Origin of the sequence: Ketobacter sp. MCCC 1A13808, assembly GCF_009746715.1 — a bacterium.
Lineage (GTDB): Bacteria > Pseudomonadota > Gammaproteobacteria > Pseudomonadales > Ketobacteraceae > Ketobacter.
In genome coordinates this window covers 608,500-629,699 of record NZ_VRKW01000003.1, presented here as the reverse complement: position 1 = coordinate 629,699, position 21,200 = coordinate 608,500, and the positions used below count along the sequence as shown (strand labels likewise).

The following is a 21,200-nucleotide window of genomic DNA, read 5'->3' as shown; positions in this document are numbered from 1 at the left end:
GGATGAATCCAGCAATAACGCCATACGTTGCCGGTAACGAATCCCCAGATAACGCTCTCCGAACAACAGATAAAGCACCACCCCGACATAAGGCAGCAATGTAAGCAACAACAACCAGGACAGAGAAACGCCCACAGATGAGCGCTTTAAAATGACACGCACCGAAAACCCAACGATAAAGCAAAAGTGCAATACCACCAGAGCGGTGCTTAAAAAGCTCGACAGGGCGCCGGCGCTTTCAATGAACATGAATTCGTGCTCCTTTCCATGATGGCAAAACTTTACAGGGGCAGTCACACGAATTCAATGTTTTAGCAAAACCGGCCGACATAGCCGGAAGCAGACTAATTTGGAGTGTAATCCACGAAGAACATAGCAAACAGGCCTTCTGTGTTGTAATCGGTGATTTCGATATAGTCTTTATCCAGCACGTTATCAATACGAGCTCGCAATTTCACTTCCGGCGTTAATTGGTAGCCGGCACGCAACGCCAAGGTGCCGTATCCGGCAATATCTTCACCTGCATTATCCAGCTGTTTACTCTGCACGTACCATGATAGACCGAAACTGCCTTTACCGATGTCTTTATCCAGATCAAGCGAGGCAAATTTACTTGGAATTAAAGCAAGATCCTCTTTGCTTACTTCATCGATCGGGCGCTGATAGGTCATACTAATACCCGTGTTCACCCCGTAAAGCACCGTGCCCCACTGAAATTCAACGCCGGTCACCTTGGACTCCGCTATATTTTCAGGGCCGTATATAGCCGGGTTATATGCGATCAGATTATCCGCTTTGGTTTGGAAAAGATGCAATGAAGCAACGGAGTCATCGCGGTAAAAATCCAGTCCCAGCTCTGCCGTTTTGGATTCCTCAGGCAACAAAGTAGGATCGCCGTAGCCAGGAAAATACAAATCGTTATTACTCGGTGCCTTAAACGCATTACCGGCCGTGGCAGAAATACGTAACTGCTCATTAATCCAGTAACCAATTCCTGCGTCACCGGTCAGTTCACTACCAAACTGATCGTCATCGTCGTGGCGCACGCCGGCTTCCAGAACAAACCCGCCCAACTCCGTCCGCGCATTCAGGTAACCGGAAAACTGATCATGATCATCGGCATCGTAACGACCGAATCCCAATATGTATTCCGCATCGCTAACCGTATATTCCGCACCAAAATTAATTTTGGTCTTATCGTTTATCTGGAATACGTTTTCCCAAATGGTCTGATCCAAAACGCTGTGCAATTCGCCATAGTTAAAGGTGTTGCGGGGATCGGTTGAATCATCGCTCAACGCATCTTCTTTGTAACGGCCGTATTGCAACTTTGTGGTAATTTTCTCGAACCGGTATTGCCCTCCGATAGTCGCGATGGAGGCATCAGAATCCGTGTAGGGTTTTATACCGCCATCGAATTCACCGGAGTTCTCACTGCGATTCAGCGTCACAAATATTTCTGCATTGTCGGTGAGATCACTGCTGCCGCTAAAACTGAAGTCGCCCTTGCTATAGCTATCGTCGTCAAACGGATACGTGTTGGGTCCGGTCTGGGTGTCATCGCCATACTGCACATCGTAACCATCGGATTCTGAATATGACACTGTTGCATTATAAACCGCGCTTTGCGTGGAACCACTGGCACTGATCATGGTGTCGCGGGTATTGTCGCTACCGGCGCCCACAGAAACCGTAATGCCGTCTTTTTCCCCTTTACGACTGAATATTTGAATGACACCGCCCAACGCGGAGGAACCATAAAGGCTGGATTTGGAGCCGCGCACAATTTCAATACGATCAATCTGGTCAACATTAATCTGTTGCAGGTTGGTGGTCCCACTGGTGCCACTTTCAAGGCGAATGCCATCCATTAATATCAATGTTCCACCGGTAGGCATCCCTCTTAAGCTGACCGTGGTTTGGTTTCCCCGCCCACCGTTACGACGCACATAGACGCCCGGGGTCGTTTTCAGTATCTGATACACATTGCGGGCTTGTGAACGTTCAATCTGCTCACGATTAATCACACTGGTGGAGGCTAACGTTTCTTTAACTGTTTGTGCAGAACGGGATGCAGTGACAACGATCTCGTCACCAAGCCCCGGTACAAAGGCTTCGGCCAGTTGCATATTTTCTTGCGCAACGGCAGCAGCGACCGGCAGCAGGGTGCTACCGGCAATGAAAACAGGTCGAAATTTCATGGAATTTCCTCATGATACAAAACACAGAAAAAAAATTGCACTGGGAGGAAAGACCAAACACATCACGAAGAATTCGTGGAAGCAAGTGAGTCCACCCTCGGCTGCAGCACCTGGGTTTCGTCACCATGACGGTATCCGCACCAATAAAAACCCGTTACTGGTAGGTGACGAGCACAACGCTGTGCCGATTCAGGAGATTCGACAGGGGCAGTTGCGTGATGGCAGGTCTCCTGGCTTGCGTGTCATTGCACTTTTCGGCCTTCCCAGTTTCCCAGTGGCCGCGGGTGAAAAGCACTCTTCGCTTACAGTTGCGGGGACAGCCACGGACTCCACACATCGGTAATTGCGATGTGTTTCACCGTATTCCCATTTAATCCTTCGCAGGAACCATCGGCGGCATAGTCTAAATATTGTTCAGCATTAGTCAAGGCTTAACGTTCGCTTTCGAAAACGGATTAGGAAAGCAGCCCGGTTTTCAGCGAAGTTAGCGGTGAACGAAATGAGCGGTGGGCGACTTTAGACTTCAGCAACAATCGTCGCCCGTAACGGACCGGGATAGCCTTCCCGTGTTTTTGTCGGATCATCAGGGTCAAGAAAATCCGCAAGCGATTGGAAATTCATCCAGCGGGTGGATCTTTGCTCCTTTGTCGTCGTGGCACTGACATCCACACAGCGAACTTGCTTGAAACGGACTTTGTGCATCCACTGAATCAATGTCGGCACCGACGGAATGAACCAGACATTGCCCATCCGGGCATAACGACCATCCGGCACCAGCGTCTGCCCGGCATCCCCGTCGATTACCAAAGTCTCCAGCACCAGCTCACCGCCCGGCCGTAACAAATCCCGCAGCTCAATCAAATGATCGAACGGGGAACGGCGGTGATATAACACCCCCATTGAAAACACCGTGTCAAAGCAGCGCATTGCTTTGGGTAACTGCTCTATTCCGATCGGCAGATGAAACACCGGGTGCTTCCCGATAAAGTGCTCAATGGCCTTGAACTGCATGTTAAACAATAAGGACGGGTCAACACCCACCGTCATTGCAGCCCCCTCACCACGCATACGCCAAAGGTGGTAGCCACTTCCGCAACCAATATCCAGAATGGTGCGGTTTTTCAGTGGTTGTATATGGGGAATCACACGATCCCATTTCCAGTCGGAATGCCACTCGGTGTCGATGTGCACGCCAAACATATCGAACGGGCCTTTTCGCCAGGGGTGCAATCCCATTAATGCCTGCTCTATCTGTTGGCGGGTTTGAGCATCGCATTCACCCGCTGCGCCGGCGCTGACCGCGGCTTGGTTTAATGCAACAGACGAAGGCGTTAAATCCGGAAGTTGATCCAATGCCGCTTGCCAGCGGGCATAATCCCCGTGTCGATCCGGCACCACGTAATGTTGCAAATTCTGCCGTAACGGGGTGATCCAGGGTGCCAGTGGCGTGTCGGAGCAGTGCCGGAAAAAATCGGAAAAATCCATTATTTGATCGCCACCAGTGAAGCAAAATTAAAACATTGAAACCAGCAATAGGCTTCTGAAAATCCTGCGGATTGCAATCGTTGCTGGTGGTCTTGTAGCGTTTCCGGGACCAGTACATTTTCAATAGCCTGGCGCTTTTGACTGATCTCGAGGTCACTGTAGCCATTCAGACGCTTGAATTCGTGATGCCAATCCGTGACGCGCGCCTGCTCGATGCTGTCTGCACACTGTATTTTTTCAGACAGCACCAAGGCGGCACCCGGCAACATGCCTTGGTAAATATCGGAGATAAGCTGATCCCGTTGCGCTAACGGCACAAACTGCAAAGTGTAGTTTAAAGTCACCAGCGAGGCGTTTTGGATCGGTGTACGCTGAACGTCCTCACAGTGCAATTCCACCGGGGCAGGCGCCAGATCCGCTGCAACATTGCTTTGGCAACGATCGATCATCGCCTGGGAGTTATCCACCGCCACCAAAGTCACGCCGGCGCAGCGAATATGCCTGCGCAACGCCAATGTTGCAGCCCCTTGGGAACAACCCAGGTCATACACACGCGAGTTTGGTGTAACAAAACGACTGGCAAACACCCCCAACATGGCGATTACGGTTTCATAACCAGGCACGGAACGACGTATCATATCGGGGAATACACTTGCCACCTGCTCATCGAATACAAAATCCACAAGGTGGGAGAGCGGCTTAGCAAACAGGTCGTCTTTGGGGGGGGTGCTGGGCATGGGTTGGCTCAAAAGCGGAAACGGGCGAAGGCGGAATTCTACCCCGCCCCACCCTCAAATCCAAATGAGCTTAACGTTGGGCAGAGATGAGCAAGGTATCGAAGTAGTTAACCAGCCGCACCATTTGATCGTCATCCAGTTTCTTGAACACTTTGTTCACCACACCATGGCCCGCAGCCTGGCAGGTGGCTATCGCTCCGTCAGCGATCTTGCGTACCACAAAGCCCTGTTTTAACAGGCCCACCGATCGCTTCATCATGCCGTCCAGCAATAAATCCACAGTCAGGCTCATCAGCTCGGTCAGTTCACTGCGATTCGCGTCAATATTGCCGGCTCTGATTTCGCTGATAACGCGCTTTATACGCTGATAGGTGGTTTCGTCTATTTCACACCCCGTATGGGCTTTTCCGTCGACCGCCTCTTCCGGTCGCACATAAATCTCATCCACAAACCCCACCATCGGCGCCAATTCCTGATTGCTTTTCTTTTTCAGCAATTGCGGTACCAGCATGCGGCAGCTTTTACTGATGACATCCGCCGTGGAGTGAACCACTTTGGTAGCCATGCCGCTCAAGCCGATGGCATCCACGGTTCCCACCAGAAAGGCGTTCATCATTTCCGGAATAAACAGCTCCAGGGTATCTTCCATTAAAGGGATGTGGCTTTCTTTGGCACCGCGTTTGTGTCGGTCGATTAATTCCACTGCTGCACCTTCCAGATCCCTGGAAGATTCAAAACCCAGATAAAATTTCTCAGGCATAGTTAATTCCTTTGCTTGTTATTATTGGTGTGTCCTGAAAAGCATCACGTGCCCCATTTAAAAAATTCGTCTTTCTCGGACAGGTAATATTTCGACAACACCATTTTATGGATTTCCGAAGCACCGTCTACCAATCTGGCCTGTCGCGCGTATCGGTAAATCCATTCAATCATAGTGTCTTTAGAATAACCCCGTGCGCCGCACAACTGTATGGCCGTATCGGCGGCTTTGTGTAGCGTATCAGCCACCTGAATTTTGGCGATGGATATCTCTTTGCGGGCAAAATCCCCCTGATCCAGTTTCCAGGCCGCGTTCATTGTCAGTAGCCGTCCGATATGAATTTCCTTTGCCACCTCCCCCATCATCCACTGCACCCCTTCATGTTGCGACAAGGTGGAGCCAAAACTCATTCGGTTTTCTACGTACTGCGCTGCGACCTCCATACAGCGTTTCGCGAGCCCAAGCCAGCGCATACAATGCGTCAGCCGCGCAGTCCCCAGGCGAATCTGGGTCACTTTCAAGCCGTCCCCCACTTCCAGCAAACGATTTTCATCCGGAATTTCCAGACCATCAAATCGCAATTCGCAATGACCTCCATGTTCTTCCGGACCCATAATCGGAATCCGGCGGATGATTTCCCATCCGGGCTGGTCCTTGTCGAACAAAAAGGCCGTCAGTCCTTTTCGCTCATCGTCGGACGTTTTGGCGATCAGGATAAACGTTTGTGCGCCTTCGGCTCCGGTAATAAACCATTTGCGTCCATTAACGATCCATTTGTCGCCGACTTTTTCGGCGCGCGTATATGTCAGGCCGGGATCAGAACCGCAGCCGCCGTCCGGTTCGGTCATGGCGAAAGCAGAGCGCACTTTGCCGTCGATGATGGGTTGCAACCACCGATCTTTCAGCGCTTCGGTCTTAAGAATTTTATTTAACACAATCATATTGCCGTCGTCCGGCGGCGCGCAATTAAAAGCAACCGGACCAAAGGGTGAACGGGCTGCTTCTTCATACAACGCAGCCATGCCCACAACACCCAGATCCAGGCCGCCGCGGTTTTTCGGCAATTGGAACCCCCACAAACCCTGAGCTTTGGCTTTGCGACGTAATTCCGCAACAACGGATTCCAAAAGGTTCTCATGGTCATCAAAGCGGGACTTATCGGCTTCCAATGGCATCACTTCGCTTTCCACAAAGTGGCGCACTTTCAGTCTTAACTGCTCAATTTCAGCTGGTAACGTAAAATCCATAGTACCCTCGGCACAAAAAATCAGTTCAAAAATTTCAGTTCAATAAAAGTTATAATTTGCTGATCGAGTGGCCACCGTCGACCGTCATTACCGAACCCGTCATATAACGGGACGCATCGGACGCCAACAATATCAGGGGACCAAATAAATCGTCGATATCACCCAATTGCTTTTGCGGTATGCGCTGAATCATGCGCTTGCCGCCGTCGGTTTCAAAGTAGTCGCGATTAATGTCCGTCAGTATGTAGCCAGGACAAATCGCGTTGACCCGGATGCCGTAATCCGCCAGCTCCAGCGCCATCGATTTGGTGAGCTGAATCAGTCCGGCTTTGGAGGCGCTGTAGTGGCTCAGGTGGCTGGCCACCCGTAACCCCAGAATCGACGCTATATTGATAATGCTGCCGTGTTTGCCTTGGCTGTTCATGCGTCGCGCCCCTTCCTGCGCCACCATAAAGGCGCCCTTCAAGTTGGTGTCAAGCACCCTATCCCACTCGTCTTCCGTGACTTTCAGCAGCGGATTACTCAGACCGATACCCGCATTGTTGATGACCACATCGACACACCCGAAGGCCCCTTCCGCCTGGTCAAATGCACTTTTGATACTGGCCTGATCCGACACATCCATAACCACAGCCAAACAGCGGCCACCGTCCTGTTCGATGCTTTCCTCCAATGCCAGCAACGGGTCACGACGACGGGCAGCCACCACCACATTCGCACCCTGGCGCGCCAGCACCGGCGCGAAACGCTGGCCAAAACCGCTGGACGCGCCCGTCACCAGAACCACCTTGCCTTGCAGACCAAAATCGACATCACTCATGGAAAAACCCTTCTTCAGCGTGTTTATATGACTCAGTGGTCAACGAGGATACGGCAATCACTATCCGCTTCCAATTCACCACTCCGACAGATTTGTACCCATAAATAACAGCCAGCGTGTAAAATGACGAGCCCCGATGTTGTTTCAACCATGAGTGCAGTCCGTGAGCAAGCTGAATCCCCGCCAATCCGAAGCCGTCAAGTACATAGACGGGCCCCTACTGGTATTAGCCGGCGCCGGCTCTGGAAAAACCAGCGTTATCACGCAAAAAATTGCCTATCTGATTCAGCAATGTGATATCCCCGCGCACCGTATTGTAGCTCTTACCTTCACCAACAAAGCCGCTCGTGAGATGAAGGAGCGCGTCAGCCAGATCGTAAAGGGCAAGCAAGCCCGCGGATTGACCGTATCCACATTCCATAATCTGGGGCTGAATATTATCCGCAAGGAGCTGAGCGCGCTTGGACTTAAAAACGGATTCTCCATATTTGATGATCAGGACAGCCGCACCCTTTTAACCGAGCTGCTGCACAAGGACAGCGAAGTGGGCGCGGATGAGATCGGCCAGGTACGCAACGCCATCAGCAGCTGGAAAAATGATCTGGTGTCCCCTTCGATCGCAATCTCCCGCGCTGCAGATGAAGAGGACATGCGCGCAGCGCACACCTATGCCCAATATGACCGCATGCTGCGCGCTTATAATGCCGTGGACTTTGATGACTTGATTCTGCTGCCTAGCTTGTTACTGCGTGACAATGAAGACATTCTGGAAAAGTGGCGTAACCGTATTTATTACATGTTGGTGGACGAATATCAGGACACCAATTCGTCCCAATATTTATTGGTTCGCTTACTGGTCGGCAATCGGGCCCGCTTTACCGTGGTAGGCGACGACGATCAGTCCATCTATGCCTGGCGCGGAGCACGACCGGAAAACCTGGCGCAACTGGCGGAAGACTATCCCAGCCTGAAAGTGATTAAACTGGAACAAAATTATCGTTCTTCCGGACGTATTCTGAAATGCGCCAACCAGGTCATCGCCAACAACCCACACGTATTTGAAAAGCAATTGTGGAGCGAACACGGTTATGGTGATCCGATCAGGGTAAAACGTTGCCGCAGCGAAGACCACGAAGCGGAGAAGATTGCCGGAGATATTCTGAATCAGCACATGCAGAACAAACGGCCCTTTAAAGATTTCGCCGTGTTGTATCGGGGCAACCATCAATCCCGCTTAATCGAATTAAAAATGCAGCAATTCCAAATCCCCTACAAAGTCAGTGGCGGCTCGTCTTTTTTTTCCCGTGCTGAAATCAAGGATGTAATGGCGTATTTGCGAGTGCTGATCAACAGCGACGACGACAATGCCTTTTTGCGTATTGTGAACACGCCTCGCCGGGAGCTTGGGCCCACCACATTGGAAAAATTGGGCCAATACGCGCAAAACCGGGAACGCAGTTTGTTTTCCGTGTGCTGCGAAATGGGTTTGGGCGAAGTGCTCAACACCCGGCAGCATTCCATGCTAAAACGCTTCCACGACTGGATTGAAGAAACCCGCGACAATCTGCAACGGGGCCATGCAGTGGCTGCCATCAAACAAATGCTGCGTGACATAGATTACGAAAACTGGCTGGTAGAACAATCCTCCAGTTCCAAAATGGCCGAACGACGCATGGAAAACGTCTGGCACCTGGTGCAGTCCATAGAGCGCATGCTGGAAAAATCCGATGATGAAAACGATGTGGAATCGGTGATCAGCAAACTCATTCTGTTGGATATTCTGGAACAACAAAAAGAAGAGGACGATTCTGACAAGGTGCAGTTGATGACCCTGCATGCCTCGAAAGGACTTGAGTTTCCCTATGTATTCCTCATGGGCATGGAAGAAGAACTGCTGCCCCACCGCTCCAGCATTGAAGAAGATAATATCGAAGAAGAACGTCGCCTGATGTACGTGGGAATTACCCGCGCAAAGAAAGAGCTCACCATGACCTACACCGCTAAGCGCAAACAATACGGTGAAGAGTTTGAACCGACGCCAAGCCGCTTTCTGGATGAAATGCCACAGGATGATTTGGCCTGGGAAGGACGCGGCGAGAAAAAATCAAAAGAGGAAAGTCAGGCCTTGGGGCAGGCACATTTGTCGAATCTGAAAAATTTGTTTGATTAGGATGAAGGAATCCGGGCCAAAAAAAGGCTGGTGCGAACACCAGCCTACTCGGAGAGAAACGTTATCTCAAAACCTTAACCGTCAATTGGCAAGCTGTAATTCAGTACGAATTTCAGGTCGTCATCAACCTCTCCGTCGATCTGCTGACTTAATGTAAATGAAAGATTATCATTGTAAGCATAGCTGACATTAACGTGAGTCATGTTACTGCCCGTGGCAAATCCATCATCATCGGTTTCAGGGCCCCGGATATCATGCTTTCCTACCAAAATTGAGAAAGCATCGTAGCTATAGCCCACGGTGTAATAGGCGTTGCCTGACCCCCCGGCAATATTGTCGTATGCCGTTACGCTAAAACCTGCGAACCCCAGCGACAGAACCGCATCGGTCAATCCACCGAAATCATCAATAATACCACCGGTATCTGCCAATACCTCATCGGGTGCGGACGGATACATATAGTTCCAGAGACTCAGATCAACGCTGAAGCCACTAAATTCCGCACCATAACCTGCGAACAGGTCGTACTCAGTGCCCCAACTGCTATCACCTGAAGAGGCCCATAAACCGGTATAGAAGCCGCTGTTAGAATAGGTAAGATCACCGGAAACGGCTGCACTGCCGTTACCCAGATCGTACCCACGCCACAAATACATATTGGAAACCGCTACTGAAGCCGCTACTTCTGCATTGGCCGCAGAAGGAGCAAAGCTCATGGCACCGGCAATGGCCAATGACATGGCGCTCAATCGAAGCATTTTTGATTGTTTGTGTAACATAACTTTTTAACCCCCAGAGGTTAGACGATAAAGGCTGACGCCTTGGTTAACGAACTCCCGAATGCAAAAGCAACGAGTGTGCCAAATTGCGAATAGGTACAGGATTCGCGGCTCCTACGGGATTGAACGGAATAATCATTTCACATAAATGAAACAGTTGCACCATTGTCGGGCACGCACCAAAAGCGGGCGCACCAGAATAACACGTTGTTACGACTGTCACGGAGCCGATCGCCCTTTGCTGGGTTTAACGGTCGGGAAGCCCCTTGACTTGTTTCTCCAGTTGCTTGATCCGGACGTCCAAGGCTTCCATAGTCTGATTCATTTTGGTGCTCACTTGCTCCAGCTGCTCAGACTGGGATTGCACCGCTCTTCTTAAATCGTCTAATGATTGATCCGGTTTCGGTGGAACCGGCCTGGTCTGGGTTACTGCGCCTGCCACGAAGCCGCCTTTCAGAATGTCCACCGCACCTTTGGAACCGGCCGCGCCGGGCTGTCCAGACGCGCCCTCTTTGCCCTCATCGCCACCGGCTTTCCATTTCTTGTTCCCTGACAGGGTGCGCATATTGATGTATTTGCCGTCACTGCCTTCGCCGCCTTTACCCGGCTGGCCCGGTGCTGCGCCATTGCCCGCAGCCGCATCCACCTCAATCCGCTGGCTGATCGATCCGGACAGCCCGCTGGAAGGCAACAGGTTGTAGTAAATTCGCACATCGCCTCCATTACCCCCCCTGCCTCCGTTGCCAGCCGCACCGCCGGCGCCCCCATCCGGCGCACTACATACGTCGAATGCACCCGCTTGTTGACCCGACCCGCCGTTACCGCCGTTACCGCCTGCGCCACCACGGGTATCCACCTGCAATGAACCTAGCTGCTCTATACTCAACAACAGCGTAATGGCCGCACCGTCCGCGCCGGCCGCACCGGGCTGACCGTCGCCGCCTTGAGCGCCTTCAGCACAGGTTGCCGCTTGCCCGCCCTGGTTTTTTCCGTCGGCACCCGCCTTTCCGTTTGCGCCAGATGCAATAATTTTCACCTGTTTCCCTATGCGCGCTTTTTCCGCACTGATCTGCAATCGTTCCATACCGGCTGGAACCCGCAGAGTTGCACCGTCGTCCAGAATGAGTTGCTTCAGCATCAACTCTTGCGTGCCGGACGGCAGCGTATAATCCTGATTTGCAGTTACGTGCAATTGATCTTCTGCATGAGCGACGGCACACAAAACCACCATCAACCCACCTAAAATTCGCTTCATATCGATTCCTTTTATCTGAGCCTAGCACTAAAAGTGTTGGCTATCTTAACAACTTAATTTCGGGCAAGAAAAAACCCGGTCACCCAGCGGACTACGTTCTCGCCAGATGAGCCGGGCTTCCCGCCTCCCAGACTGCATGGATGGTGTCACACTGCAATAAATCGTCGCACAGTATCTTCTTCCATATCTTTTCCCAAACCGGATAAAACCACTTCACCTCTATCCATGACCGCATAATTATCGGCAAGTTCACGGGCAAAATCGAAGTATTGCTCCACCAAAAGTATCGCCATTTCACCCCGGTCCCGCAGCAGCGAAATCACTTTCTGGATGTCTTTGATAATCGAAGGCTGAATGCCTTCCGTTGGTTCATCCAAAATCAACAATTTGGGTTTGGTGATAAGGGCTCGGGCAATCGCCAATTGTTGCTGCTGACCACCGGATAAATCGCCGCCACGCCGTTTCAGCATTTTGTGCAGCACCGGAAATAATTCGAAGATCTCGTCGGAGACTTTGCGCTCTTTGTGGGGCAGAACGGAAAACCCGGTTTTCAGATTTTCCCACACTGTGAGCTGGGAGAATACATCCCGCCCCTGGGGTACATAGGCAATTCCGTTTTTTGCCCGCTCGTAAGGCGGTTGCGTACTGATGTCCATACCATCCCAGAGAATCTGCCCGCTTTTGATGCCGTGCTGCCCGGCGACCGCCCGCATTAACGACGTTTTACCGACACCGTTGCGACCCATCACACAGGCAACTTTGCCTATTTCAGCTTCAAAACTGACTTTTTTTAACGCCTGGCTGGCACCGTAGTAAAGATCTATATTCTCAATTTTTAGCATATCGCTGTCCTGTAAATCCTGATCCCGTGAAGACGGCTCTGTTAACGGCCCAGATAAACTTCAATTACCTGCTCGTTTTTCTGCACCTGTTCCAGTGTGCCTTCCGCCAATACATGGCCTTCATGCAATACCGTCACAGGACAATCCAGCGCCTTAATAAATTCCATATCATGCTCCACTACCACCACCGAATGTTCTCCGCTGATGTCTCTTAACAACTTCGCCGTAAGCTCGGTTTCGTGGTCTGTCATACCGGCAGCAGGCTCATCCACCAACAACAAATCCGGGTTCTGGTTTAACAGCATGCCGATTTCCAGCCACTGTTTCTGCCCGTGGGATAAATTCCCCCCCAGCCATTGGCGTTTTTCAGACAACCCCACCAATTCAATGGTTTCGTCAATGCGCTTCATCTGCTCTTGGTTCAATTTATGGAAAAGCGCCTTGAACACGTTGCGGTTTCCACTCAAGGCCAATTCCAGATTTTCAAACACCGTCAGGCTTTCGATCACCGTGGGCTTCTGGAACTTACGACCGATTCCCATATTGGCGATGTCCGCTTCATCGAACTTGGTCAGATCCACCGAATCACGAAAAAACACATCGCCTTCATCGGGTTTCAATTTACCGGTGATCACATCCATCATGGTGGTTTTGCCCGCGCCGTTGGGGCCGATAATCGCGCGCAGCTCACCCGGCTTAACCGTGAACGATAAACTGTTCAACGCCTTAAACCCGTCAAAGGATTTGGTCACCCCATCCACGTATAAAATATGCTTGGGAATATGCTTGGTCACAATACTCATGATGGTGCTCCCGAATCGGCGACGGGCGCAGATAGCGCTTTCTTCTCTGCCCGGCTGTCCTTCCATTGCTGAACCACCCCCACCACCCCTTGCGGAAGAAACAGGGTTGACACCACAAACAATCCACCAAGCATAAATAACCAAATCTCTGGAAAGGCACCGGTGAAATAGGTTTTCCCGTAATTCACCAGCACAGCGCCAATCACCGCTCCATACAGGCAACCACGCCCCCCGACCGCCACCCAGATAATAATTTCGATGGAATTAATCGGCGAAAACTCTCCCGGATTAATAATGCCGACCTGCGGTACATACAAGGCACCAGCAACACCGGCCAACATGGCACTCAGAACAAACACAAACAGCTTATAGTGCTCGACCCGGTAACCGGTAAAACGGGTACGGCTTTCGGCGTCACGAATTGCGACCAGCACCCGGCCCAGCTTGGATGAGACCACAAACCGGCATAAAAAATACGCCAGGATCAAGGCGAGTCCAGAACAGAAAAACAAGGTGTTTTTAGTGATATCGGATTGCAGACTGAAGCCCAGTATATCTTTAAAATCCGTCAAGCCGTTGTTGCCGCCAAACCCCATGTCGTTGCGGAAAAAGGCCAACAACAATGCGTAGGTCATTGCCTGAGTAATAATAGACAAGTACACGCCGGTGACCCGTGAGCGAAACGCCAGCCAGCCGAATACAAAAGCCAGTATCGCCGGCGCCACTAACACCATCAGCATGGCAAAACCGAAATTATCAAAGCCATACCAATACCAGGGCAATTCCTTCCAGTCCAGGAACACCATAAAGTCAGGCAGCTCCGGATTACCATACATCCCGCGATCACCGATCTGCCGCATCAGATACATGCCCATGGCATAACCACCCAATGCGAAAAAGGCGCCGTGACCCAAACTAAGAATACCGCAGTATCCCCATATCAGATCCACTGCCAACGCCAGCAATGCAAAGCATAAATACTTGCCCAGCAAACCGATGGTGAACGAGGACACATGGAAAAAGGAATCCTTGGGCACCATCGTATTCAACATGGGCAAAACGATGATTACGGCCAGCACCAACAGCATTAATCGCTTGCCTGCCACGTCATTCAATAACCAGTCTAAACGTTTATTCGTTGTCATAACTTAACCCTCCACAAACCGGCCTTTAAGCGCAAACAATCCGCGCGGCCGCCGTTGAATAAAGAGGATGATAAAAATCAGAATCAGGATCTTAGCCAATACAGCACCGGCCCAGGGCTCGACAAACTTATTCGCCACACCCAAACTCATAGCGGCGACCAGGGTTCCCCAAAGATTACCCACGCCACCAAATACCACCACAAGGAACGAATCGATAATATAGGATTGACCCAGATTAGGGCCGACGTTGGTGAGTTGGCTCAATGCCACCCCCGCGATCCCCGCAATACCGGAGCCCAACCCAAAAGTCATGGCATCCACCCAACCGGTGCGAATGCCCATGGAACTGGCCATGGTGCGATTCTGTGTCACTGCTCGCATCTGCAAACCAAAAAAGCTTTTTTTCAGCAGCAGCATCAAACCGAACAACACCACCAACGCGAAGATAATGATATAGAGGCGGTTATAGGTTAACGATAAAAATCCATTGATATGCAAGGACCCACTCATCCATTCCGGCGTAGTGACTGAACGATTAAGCGGAGAGAAAACCGAACGCACCAGTTGTTGCAGTATCAAACTGATGCCGAACGTGGCCAATAAGGTTTCCAGCGGACGGCCATATAAATGTTTTATGACTGTACGCTCGATAATGACGCCCATTAATCCGGACACCAGGAAAGCCGCCGGAACCGCTACGATCAGGGAAGCTTCAATATGGTTGGGCATCAACAACTGAATAACGTAGGTGGTATAGGCTCCCAGCATAATCATTTCGCCGTGCGCCATATTGATGACACCCATCACACCAAAGGTAATCGCCAAGCCCACCGCGGCCAGCAACAGCACCGAACCCAAACTCACCCCGAAAAACAAATCTTCAACGAACTTGTACCCGGTTTCCATAGCCTGCAACCCCTGCAGCGCGGATTCTGCACCTTCGCGCACCAGTTTGCTGGGCTCGGAAAAAGTTCCGTCGTCGTTCTTACGCACCACTTGCCGCAGCATGGCCATGGTGTACTTATTCGGAAAGCCGCCCATGTCTTTCACTGCCTGAATGCGATCCACCTCGTTTTCACTGTCTAAAAGAATCACCGCACGCGCTACTTGCAGCGCTTTTTTCACGGACTTCGATTTTTCTTTCTTAATTGCACCTTGCAGGACGTCCAGAAATTCCGGGCTGGGCGTTTTAATCAAATCCTCCGCTGCCGTCATACGCAGAGCCGCGTCTTTACTTAACAGCTTATAGCCTGCGACCTGAATACGAAGCTGCTTACGTAATTTGTTGTTGGTCGAAATTTTCTTTACATCGCGCTTACCTACAACACCCAGATCCTCTTCCGTATCAACGGAAGTGAGTTGATAGCCCTCTTCTGCGGCAGCAACGATTACAATGCGTTTATCGGATTTCCGGTAATACAGGTCACCCGCCAACATTGCCTCTAACAACGGCAACACACGTTCATCTTCCAGAGCGGCGACGGATTCTACGGCAGTGGCTTTTTTCTTGAAGCTGGACTGAGTAAGCCCGGCGGTCAGCGATTCAAAACTGGCTTCTTCTGTGTCTGCTGATACGTTGCTGGTGAACAACGACACCAAACAATAGAAAAGCACCAGAAAGACTCCCCATGAATTATTCATAGCGGTGATTTTCATATTGGTGATCTTCTTGTGGGAAGCCCCCATTGCCACAGGCAGGCACCTGTGGCAATGGGGGCTAAGGATTAACGTGCTTTAGTGATTAATAGTTCTGGCCTGAACACTTCTTGGTATCCGTGTTGTAGTTACCACACATTATTTTCGGATCTTTCCAGTCGGCTTCTATTTTGGCACTTTCCGCCAGGAAGTCGGTCCAGGCATCCCCCGGCACTTCTTTTTCAGTTTCCCATACCACTTCGAACTGCCCATCGTCCTGAATCTCGCCAATCAATACCGGCTTGGTGATGTGATGATTCGGCAGCATTTCAGCGCTGCCACCGGTCAGGTTCGGCACTTTTAATCCATAGATAGCGTCGCGCACTTTATCAACGTCGGTGGTTTTGGCTTTTTCTACAGCTTTGGCCCACAGATTGAAGCCGATGTACGTCGCTTCCATCGGATCGTTAGTGACCCGTTTTTTATCTTTTATAAAACCATGCCATTTCTCGATAAAGGCGTCGTTTTCTTCCGTGTCTACACTCATGAAATAGTTCCATGCAGCCAGGTGACCCACTAAAGGCTTGGTATCAAAGCCGGAAAGTTCTTCTTCACCCACCGAGAAAGCAACCACGGGGATATCTTCAGCTGACATGCCCTGATTAGCGAGCTCTTTATAGAAAGGAACGTTTGCATCGCCGTTGATGGTGGATACAACCGCCGTTTTTTTGCCGGCCGATCCGAATTTCTTGATATCAGAGACAATGGTTTGCCAGTCGGAGTGACCAAACGGGGTGTAGTTGATCATGATGTCTTTCGCGTCCACACCCTTTTGCTTCAAATAGGCTTCCAGTATTTTGTTGGTCGTGCGCGGATAAACATAATCCGTTCCGGCCAACACCCACCGTTTGACTTCAACCTCATCCATCAGATAATCGACGGCGGGAATGGCCTGCTGATTAGGCGCTGCACCGGTATAAAAAACATTTTTTGAGGATTCTTCCCCTTCGTATTGAACCGGGTAGAACAGCATACCGTTTAACTCTTCGATGACCGGAAGAACGGATTTACGTGATACCGAAGTCCAACATCCAAAAATCACATCAACTTTCTCTTTTTCCAAAAGCTCCTTTGCTTTCTCTGCAAACAGTGGCCAGTTAGATGCAGGATCAACAACAACCGCTTCCAGTTTTTTACCCATTAACCCGCCTTTTTTATTCTGCTCTTCGATCAACATCAGAACAGTATCTTTCAAGGTGGTTTCACTGATTGCCATCGTGCCGGACAATGAATGCAATACCCCAACTTTAATCGTGTCTGCTGCCATGGCAAAACCCGACACCAATGACAAAGATGCTGCAACCGCCGCCCCTTTTATAGATTTTTTCCATGCGAACTTGTTTTTCTTCATGGGAACTCCCCCGGTGAGTTATAGATTTTTTAGCGCAGGAAGGGGAAAGCATTTTCTATGCCATGGGATTTTCGTCAGGCAAACGGGCATTTAATCTGGTTATTTGGCTTCCTGTTCCGAATCCGGGCTCAGCGCCGCACCAATATGACGCACCCTCATGGGGCACCGTTTCAAAATGGTTCGATATAAGGCTTCCATCGCCAACCGGTTCGATACAGAGAAGAGGAGAGTGCGAAATAAGTGCAAATATGACAGATTTCCAGTGCTCAGCCGGATCTACTGGGGAAACCCGACCACAAAACTGATCATTAATTATGCGATTGCGCCCTAAATCGAGGCATTCGGGGCAATCCTTTGCCCCTTAGCGCCTTATTTCAGCATGCCGTGCTCACAAATAAACTCGATAATGTCCTGTAAGCCGGTCTCATTTTTCATATTGGCGAAGATAAAGGGCTTATCGCCCCGCATTTTTTTGGCATCCCGGTCCATTACGTCCAGCGATGCCCCGACTAACGGAGCCAAATCAATTTTATTAATCACCAGCAAGTCGGATTTGGTGATTCCGGGGCCGCCTTTACGGGGAATCTTGTCGCCTGCAGAGACATCAATAACGTAAAGCGTCAGGTCCGAAAGCTCCGGACTGAAGGTGGCTGCCAGATTGTCACCTCCGCTTTCAATGATCACCATATCCAGATCCGGATGGCGTTGATTTAACTCCGCTACGGCGGCCAGGTTCATAGAAGCGTCTTCGCGGATTGCGGTGTGCGGGCAGCCTCCGGTTTCGACCCCCATAATGCGATCGGGCGTTAACGCTTCGCTGCGGGTTAGGAATTCAGCGTCTTCACGGGTGTAAATATCATTCGTTACCACGGCAATATTGAAGTCTTTACGCATGGCTTCACATAGACGCAAAGTCAGGGCGGTCTTACCAGATCCCACCGGACCGCCTATTCCGACCCTGAGGGTCGGCTTACTGGAGTTGCTTTGTTGTGTCATAAATAACGTTCTCTGCTTGTGCTGGCTGCAAACGATGCCTATACGAGAGGCGTGATGGTGCGGTGAATACGTAGCAATTCCCGTTCCCCACCGGCGCACTGGTTGATTTGACCTGTTCGTAAGGTACTGGAATTACGGTATGATGTTCACCCATTTGATCCGAAAAGTGAACAGGGAGCGCCTTCTATGTCCAACACAGACCTTCAGAATAAACGCATTCTGGTCACTCACGCCGATGAATTTATGGGGCCGGCAATCTGCAATAACCTACGACAGAAACAGGCCCGGGTCATTGCTGACAATCATGCCCTGGGCAGCGAACAAGAAGTCCAGCGTGTCATTCAAGACGCGGGCAAAGTCGATATTCTGATCATCAACCTTTCCATCACGGCACCCACCTCCGCCGCAACCGACGTCACCGAGTCAGAGTGGAGCACCACCTTCGCCCGCCTGGTGGACCCTCTGCCCCGCTTGAGCAAAGCTATGCTGCCGCAGATGATTGAGCGGCAGAGCGGCAAAATCATCATCATCGGGAGTGCCGCGGCAATGCGCGGAATGAAGCGCACCAGCACCTACAGTGCCGCCCGGGGCGCTCAACTGGCGTATACCCAGGCATTGGGAGTGGAAGTGGCGAAACACAATATTCAGGTGAATGCGATTGCCCAGAATTTTGTGGACAATGCTACGTACTTTCCTCCGCACGTTCAGGCTGATGAACGTTTTATTGCGCGCCTGCAACGGGAAGTACCGTTAGGGCGATTGGTTTCCGCTGAGGAAGATGCGGAGTTTGTTGCTTATCTTTGCAGTGATGCGGCTAACTGTTTTGTCGGTCAGGTGTTCCCCGTATGCGGTGGCTGGGCTCACTAAATGTTCAATACAGATTTCAGATAACGAATTAAGGAGAAACACCCATGCGTTCATTGCGGCTAACCGGCATCCTGTCCCTGATGTGCCTTGTTCTAACCCTCAGTGGTTGCGGCATCAATAATATTCCGACCTTCGACGAGCAGGTAAAAGCCGCTTGGGCACAAGTGGAAAATCAATACCAGCGACGCTCTGATTTGATTCCCAACCTGGTTTCCACCGTCAAAGGTTACGCCAAGCATGAAACTGAAACCTTGCAGGCGGTCACCGAAGCCCGCGCCAAAGTCGGTTCCATGCAAGTGGATAAAGACATCATCAACAACCCCGAACAATTACAACAGTTTGAGGCTGCTCAACGTCAATTGGGTAGTGCACTGCAACGTTTAATGGTGGTGGTAGAACGTTACCCCGACCTGAAAGCCAACCAGAATTTTCTGGCGCTGCAGTCGCAACTGGAAGGCACCGAAAACCGCATTTCGGTAGCGCGCCGGGATTTCATCGCCAGTGTCGGCCAATACAATACCGAGATCCGTACCTTTCCCGGTCGCATCTGGCACAGCATCCTGTACAGCGATATGCCCATACGCGATACCTACGAAGCCACCACCGAAAATGCGGAAACCGCGCCCACGGTGAATTTTGAATGAGGGTAAACCGATTTCCGCCGCTGCTGATCTTTATTCTGCTTGCCGGGTTGTTGCTCAACCCGGCTCACGCCGATCCGGTTTTCCCCCAACTGACCGGGCAGGTTATGGATACGGCCAACATGATCAGCCCTGCCACGGAAGCGCAAATCCGCACCCTGTTAGATAGCCACATGAACGCCACCTCCAACCAGATTGTGGTCGCCACTGTACCCGATCTGCAAGGCTACGATATCGCCACTTTCGGATATCAATTAGGTCGTTTCTGGAAACTGGGGCAAAAAGAGGAGGACAATGGGGTATTACTGCTTATCGCCAGGCAGGAACGCCAGTTTCGGATTGAAGTGGGTTACGGACTGGAAGGCGAGCTCACGGATGCCATCAGCTCCAACATCATTTACAGTGTGATCCGGCCCGAGTTCAAACGCGGCAATTTTGACGGTGGCGTTACCGCTGGCGTTGAAGCGATCATTCAGGCACTGGGCGGGGAATATAAAATGCGCGAACGCTCCAACTCCCGCTCCGGTAAAGCGAACTGGGTTTCTCTCATTGTATTTTTGCTGATCGTGTTCGGTTCCATGATGGGCGGAGGAGGCGGCCTCACTGGACGCCGCACTTACCGTCGCGGAGGCGGCATTGGCGGCTACTACGGAGGTGGTTTGGGGGGCGGTGGCTTTGGCGGCGGTGGCGGAGGTGGTTTCTCCGGTGGCGGCGGCGGTTTTGGAGGCGGTGGCGCCTCGGGAGGTTGGTAATGTCATTATTAAATCAGCAGCAACTGGAAACCATTTCCAACGCTATTACCGAGGTAGAAAAACAGACCGATGCCGAACTGGTGACCGTGCTGGCCAGAAAATCCGATGATTATCTGTATATTCCGACACTCTGGGCTGCCTTAATCGCGCTACTGATTCCGTTGGTGTTGAGATTCACCCCCTTCTGGCTCGACGGCAACGAATTGCTCTGGGCGCAATGGTCTACCTTTGTGGTACTGGCCTGTGTATTCCGGATTCCGTTTATCACGTTGCGGCTGGTGCCCAAAAGCACCAAACGTTGGCGCGCCGCCAGCCTGGCGCGACGGCAGTTCCTGGAGAACAATCTGCACTGCACCAAAGATCAAACCGGCATACTGATTTTCGTATCAGAGGCTGAGCATTATGTAGAAATCATTGCCGATCGCGGGATTAGCCAGAAAGTCGACAACCTGATATGGGCCAAAATCATTGATGATTTCACCCGCCAGGTGAAATCCGGCGATACCCAAGCCGGTTTTATCAAATGCATCCAGCAATGCGGCGACCTGTTAAAGCAACACGCGCCCTACACCACTGAAAAGAATGAGTTACCCAATCACTTGGTGATAATTTAAACATACGAGCTTTAACTCTCATCAATAGAGGCTATATACA

Annotated in this window: 20 protein-coding genes and 1 riboswitch; of the genes, 5 read left to right on the top strand and 15 right to left on the bottom strand. The window is 51.0% G+C overall.

Going from position 1 to position 21,200, the window contains the following annotated elements:
- The 7 genes from FT643_RS09585 to FT643_RS09555 form a co-directional block, all read right to left on the bottom strand.
- The coding region (locus FT643_RS09585) for a PLDc N-terminal domain-containing protein (RefSeq protein ID WP_198043442.1) at nt 1–249 on the bottom strand (249 nt) is incomplete at its 3' end.
- A gap of 95 nt (nt 250–344) precedes the next feature.
- Nucleotides 345–2,201: a TonB-dependent receptor domain-containing protein gene (locus FT643_RS09580; RefSeq protein WP_156871141.1), complete on the bottom strand. Its 1,857-nt coding sequence runs from the start codon at nt 2,199–2,201 to the stop codon at nt 345–347.
- Between the two features lie 203 nt (nt 2,202–2,404).
- Nucleotides 2,405–2,608, bottom strand: a riboswitch (cobalamin riboswitch).
- A gap of 109 nt (nt 2,609–2,717) precedes the next feature.
- Nucleotides 2,718–3,689 (bottom strand): tRNA 5-methoxyuridine(34)/uridine 5-oxyacetic acid(34) synthase CmoB, encoded by a 972-nt coding sequence (gene cmoB / locus FT643_RS09575; protein WP_317621987.1) that lies wholly within the window; start codon nt 3,687–3,689, stop codon nt 2,718–2,720.
- Nucleotides 3,686–4,423, bottom strand: coding sequence for a carboxy-S-adenosyl-L-methionine synthase CmoA (cmoA, locus tag FT643_RS09570; protein ID WP_156871139.1), 738 nt, complete (start codon nt 4,421–4,423; stop codon nt 3,686–3,688). The genes cmoB and cmoA overlap by 4 nt, the downstream gene beginning before the upstream one ends.
- A gap of 70 nt (nt 4,424–4,493) precedes the next feature.
- The gene (locus FT643_RS09565; protein ID WP_156871138.1) at nt 4,494–5,183 is read right to left on the bottom strand and encodes a hypothetical protein; all 690 of its coding nucleotides are present in this window, start codon (nt 5,181–5,183) and stop codon (nt 4,494–4,496) included.
- 44 nt (nt 5,184–5,227) lie between these two features.
- The gene (locus FT643_RS09560; RefSeq protein ID WP_156871137.1) at nt 5,228–6,430 is read right to left on the bottom strand and encodes an acyl-CoA dehydrogenase family protein; all 1,203 of its coding nucleotides are present in this window, start codon (nt 6,428–6,430) and stop codon (nt 5,228–5,230) included.
- A gap of 49 nt (nt 6,431–6,479) precedes the next feature.
- The gene (locus FT643_RS09555) at nt 6,480–7,250 is read right to left on the bottom strand and encodes an SDR family NAD(P)-dependent oxidoreductase (protein WP_156871136.1); all 771 of its coding nucleotides are present in this window, start codon (nt 7,248–7,250) and stop codon (nt 6,480–6,482) included.
- Between the two features lie 163 nt (nt 7,251–7,413).
- On the opposite strand from FT643_RS09555, the gene rep reads away from it, so the two are divergent.
- Nucleotides 7,414–9,420: a DNA helicase Rep gene (rep, locus tag FT643_RS09550; RefSeq protein WP_317621982.1), complete on the top strand. Its 2,007-nt coding sequence runs from the start codon at nt 7,414–7,416 to the stop codon at nt 9,418–9,420.
- 74 nt (nt 9,421–9,494) lie between these two features.
- On the opposite strand, the gene FT643_RS09545 is transcribed toward rep, so the two are convergent.
- The 8 genes from FT643_RS09545 to ureG all read right to left on the bottom strand — a co-directional run bounded on the left by FT643_RS09545 (nt 9,495) and on the right by ureG (nt 18,286).
- Complete coding sequence (locus FT643_RS09545; protein WP_198043441.1) at nt 9,495–10,199, bottom strand: TorF family putative porin; 705 nt, start codon at nt 10,197–10,199, stop codon at nt 9,495–9,497.
- 247 nt (nt 10,200–10,446) lie between these two features.
- Nucleotides 10,447–11,454 carry a hypothetical protein gene (locus FT643_RS23785; protein WP_156871135.1) on the bottom strand — a complete coding sequence of 336 codons (1,008 nt, stop codon included), beginning with the start codon at nt 11,452–11,454 and terminating at the stop codon, nt 10,447–10,449.
- Nucleotides 11,455–11,600: 146 nt separating this feature from the next.
- Complete coding sequence (gene urtE / locus FT643_RS09535; protein WP_156871134.1) at nt 11,601–12,296, bottom strand: urea ABC transporter ATP-binding subunit UrtE; 696 nt, start codon at nt 12,294–12,296, stop codon at nt 11,601–11,603.
- A 41-nt stretch (nt 12,297–12,337) separates the two neighbouring features.
- Nucleotides 12,338–13,099, bottom strand: a complete 762-nt coding sequence (gene urtD, locus FT643_RS09530; protein ID WP_156871133.1) for an urea ABC transporter ATP-binding protein UrtD — start codon at nt 13,097–13,099, stop codon at nt 12,338–12,340.
- The gene (gene urtC, locus FT643_RS09525) at nt 13,096–14,187 is read right to left on the bottom strand and encodes an urea ABC transporter permease subunit UrtC (protein ID WP_411267805.1); all 1,092 of its coding nucleotides are present in this window, start codon (nt 14,185–14,187) and stop codon (nt 13,096–13,098) included. Before urtC ends, urtD begins: the two co-directional genes overlap by 4 nt.
- 60 nt (nt 14,188–14,247) lie before the next feature.
- Entirely contained in the window at nt 14,248–15,900 is a 1,653-nt protein-coding gene (urtB, locus tag FT643_RS09520) for an urea ABC transporter permease subunit UrtB (RefSeq protein WP_156871131.1), read from the bottom strand.
- A gap of 85 nt (nt 15,901–15,985) precedes the next feature.
- A complete protein-coding gene (gene urtA, locus FT643_RS09515; protein WP_156871130.1) occupies nt 15,986–17,290 on the bottom strand; it encodes an urea ABC transporter substrate-binding protein in 1,305 nt (434 codons plus the stop codon).
- A gap of 369 nt (nt 17,291–17,659) precedes the next feature.
- Nucleotides 17,660–18,286, bottom strand: a complete 627-nt coding sequence (ureG, locus tag FT643_RS09510) for an urease accessory protein UreG (protein WP_156871129.1) — start codon at nt 18,284–18,286, stop codon at nt 17,660–17,662.
- A 186-nt stretch (nt 18,287–18,472) separates the two neighbouring features.
- Between ureG and FT643_RS09505 the strand changes: the two genes are divergently transcribed.
- The 4 genes from FT643_RS09505 to FT643_RS09490 are packed head-to-tail and all read left to right on the top strand — an operon-like array spanning nt 18,473 to nt 21,160.
- Nucleotides 18,473–19,153 (top strand): SDR family NAD(P)-dependent oxidoreductase, encoded by a 681-nt coding sequence (locus FT643_RS09505; protein ID WP_156871128.1) that lies wholly within the window; start codon nt 18,473–18,475, stop codon nt 19,151–19,153.
- Between the two features lie 44 nt (nt 19,154–19,197).
- The gene (locus tag FT643_RS09500; protein ID WP_156871127.1) at nt 19,198–19,797 is read left to right on the top strand and encodes a LemA family protein; all 600 of its coding nucleotides are present in this window, start codon (nt 19,198–19,200) and stop codon (nt 19,795–19,797) included.
- A complete protein-coding gene (locus FT643_RS09495) occupies nt 19,794–20,546 on the top strand; it encodes a TPM domain-containing protein (RefSeq protein WP_156871126.1) in 753 nt (250 codons plus the stop codon). The genes FT643_RS09500 and FT643_RS09495 overlap by 4 nt, the downstream gene beginning before the upstream one ends.
- A complete protein-coding gene (locus FT643_RS09490; RefSeq protein WP_156871125.1) occupies nt 20,546–21,160 on the top strand; it encodes a TPM domain-containing protein in 615 nt (204 codons plus the stop codon). The genes FT643_RS09495 and FT643_RS09490 overlap by 1 nt, the downstream gene beginning before the upstream one ends.
- Nucleotides 21,161–21,200 lie beyond the last annotated feature (40 nt).

Excerpts from the sequence above, each read along its gene's own strand:
- FT643_RS09495 (WP_156871126.1), top strand. The coding sequence starts at position 19,794 with ATGAGGGTAAACCGATTTCCGCCGCTGCTGATCTTTATTCTGCTTGCC.
- FT643_RS23785 (WP_156871135.1), bottom strand. The coding sequence starts at position 11,454 with ATGAAGCGAATTTTAGGTGGGTTGATGGTGGTTTTGTGTGCCGTCGCT.
- FT643_RS09580 (WP_156871141.1), bottom strand. The coding sequence starts at position 2,201 with ATGAAATTTCGACCTGTTTTCATTGCCGGTAGCACCCTGCTGCCGGTC.
- FT643_RS09560 (WP_156871137.1), bottom strand. The coding sequence starts at position 6,430 with ATGGATTTTACGTTACCAGCTGAAATTGAGCAGTTAAGACTGAAAGTG.
- FT643_RS09565 (WP_156871138.1), bottom strand. The coding sequence starts at position 5,183 with ATGCCTGAGAAATTTTATCTGGGTTTTGAATCTTCCAGGGATCTGGAA.
- urtA (WP_156871130.1), bottom strand. The coding sequence starts at position 17,290 with ATGAAGAAAAACAAGTTCGCATGGAAAAAATCTATAAAAGGGGCGGCG.
- urtC (WP_411267805.1), bottom strand. The coding sequence starts at position 14,187 with ATGCTGTTGGTGCTGGCCGTAATCATCGTTTTGCCCATGTTGAATACG.
- urtB (WP_156871131.1), bottom strand. The coding sequence starts at position 15,900 with ATGAAAATCACCGCTATGAATAATTCATGGGGAGTCTTTCTGGTGCTT.
- FT643_RS09500 (WP_156871127.1), top strand. The coding sequence starts at position 19,198 with ATGCGTTCATTGCGGCTAACCGGCATCCTGTCCCTGATGTGCCTTGTT.
- urtD (WP_156871133.1), bottom strand. The coding sequence starts at position 13,099 with ATGAGTATTGTGACCAAGCATATTCCCAAGCATATTTTATACGTGGAT.
- ureG (WP_156871129.1), bottom strand. The coding sequence starts at position 18,286 with ATGACACAACAAAGCAACTCCAGTAAGCCGACCCTCAGGGTCGGAATA.
- urtE (WP_156871134.1), bottom strand. The coding sequence starts at position 12,296 with ATGCTAAAAATTGAGAATATAGATCTTTACTACGGTGCCAGCCAGGCG.
- FT643_RS09505 (WP_156871128.1), top strand. The coding sequence starts at position 18,473 with ATGTCCAACACAGACCTTCAGAATAAACGCATTCTGGTCACTCACGCC.
- FT643_RS09545 (WP_198043441.1), bottom strand. The coding sequence starts at position 10,199 with ATGTTACACAAACAATCAAAAATGCTTCGATTGAGCGCCATGTCATTG.
- cmoA (WP_156871139.1), bottom strand. The coding sequence starts at position 4,423 with ATGCCCAGCACCCCCCCCAAAGACGACCTGTTTGCTAAGCCGCTCTCC.
- FT643_RS09490 (WP_156871125.1), top strand. The coding sequence starts at position 20,546 with ATGTCATTATTAAATCAGCAGCAACTGGAAACCATTTCCAACGCTATT.
- FT643_RS09555 (WP_156871136.1), bottom strand. The coding sequence starts at position 7,250 with ATGAGTGATGTCGATTTTGGTCTGCAAGGCAAGGTGGTTCTGGTGACG.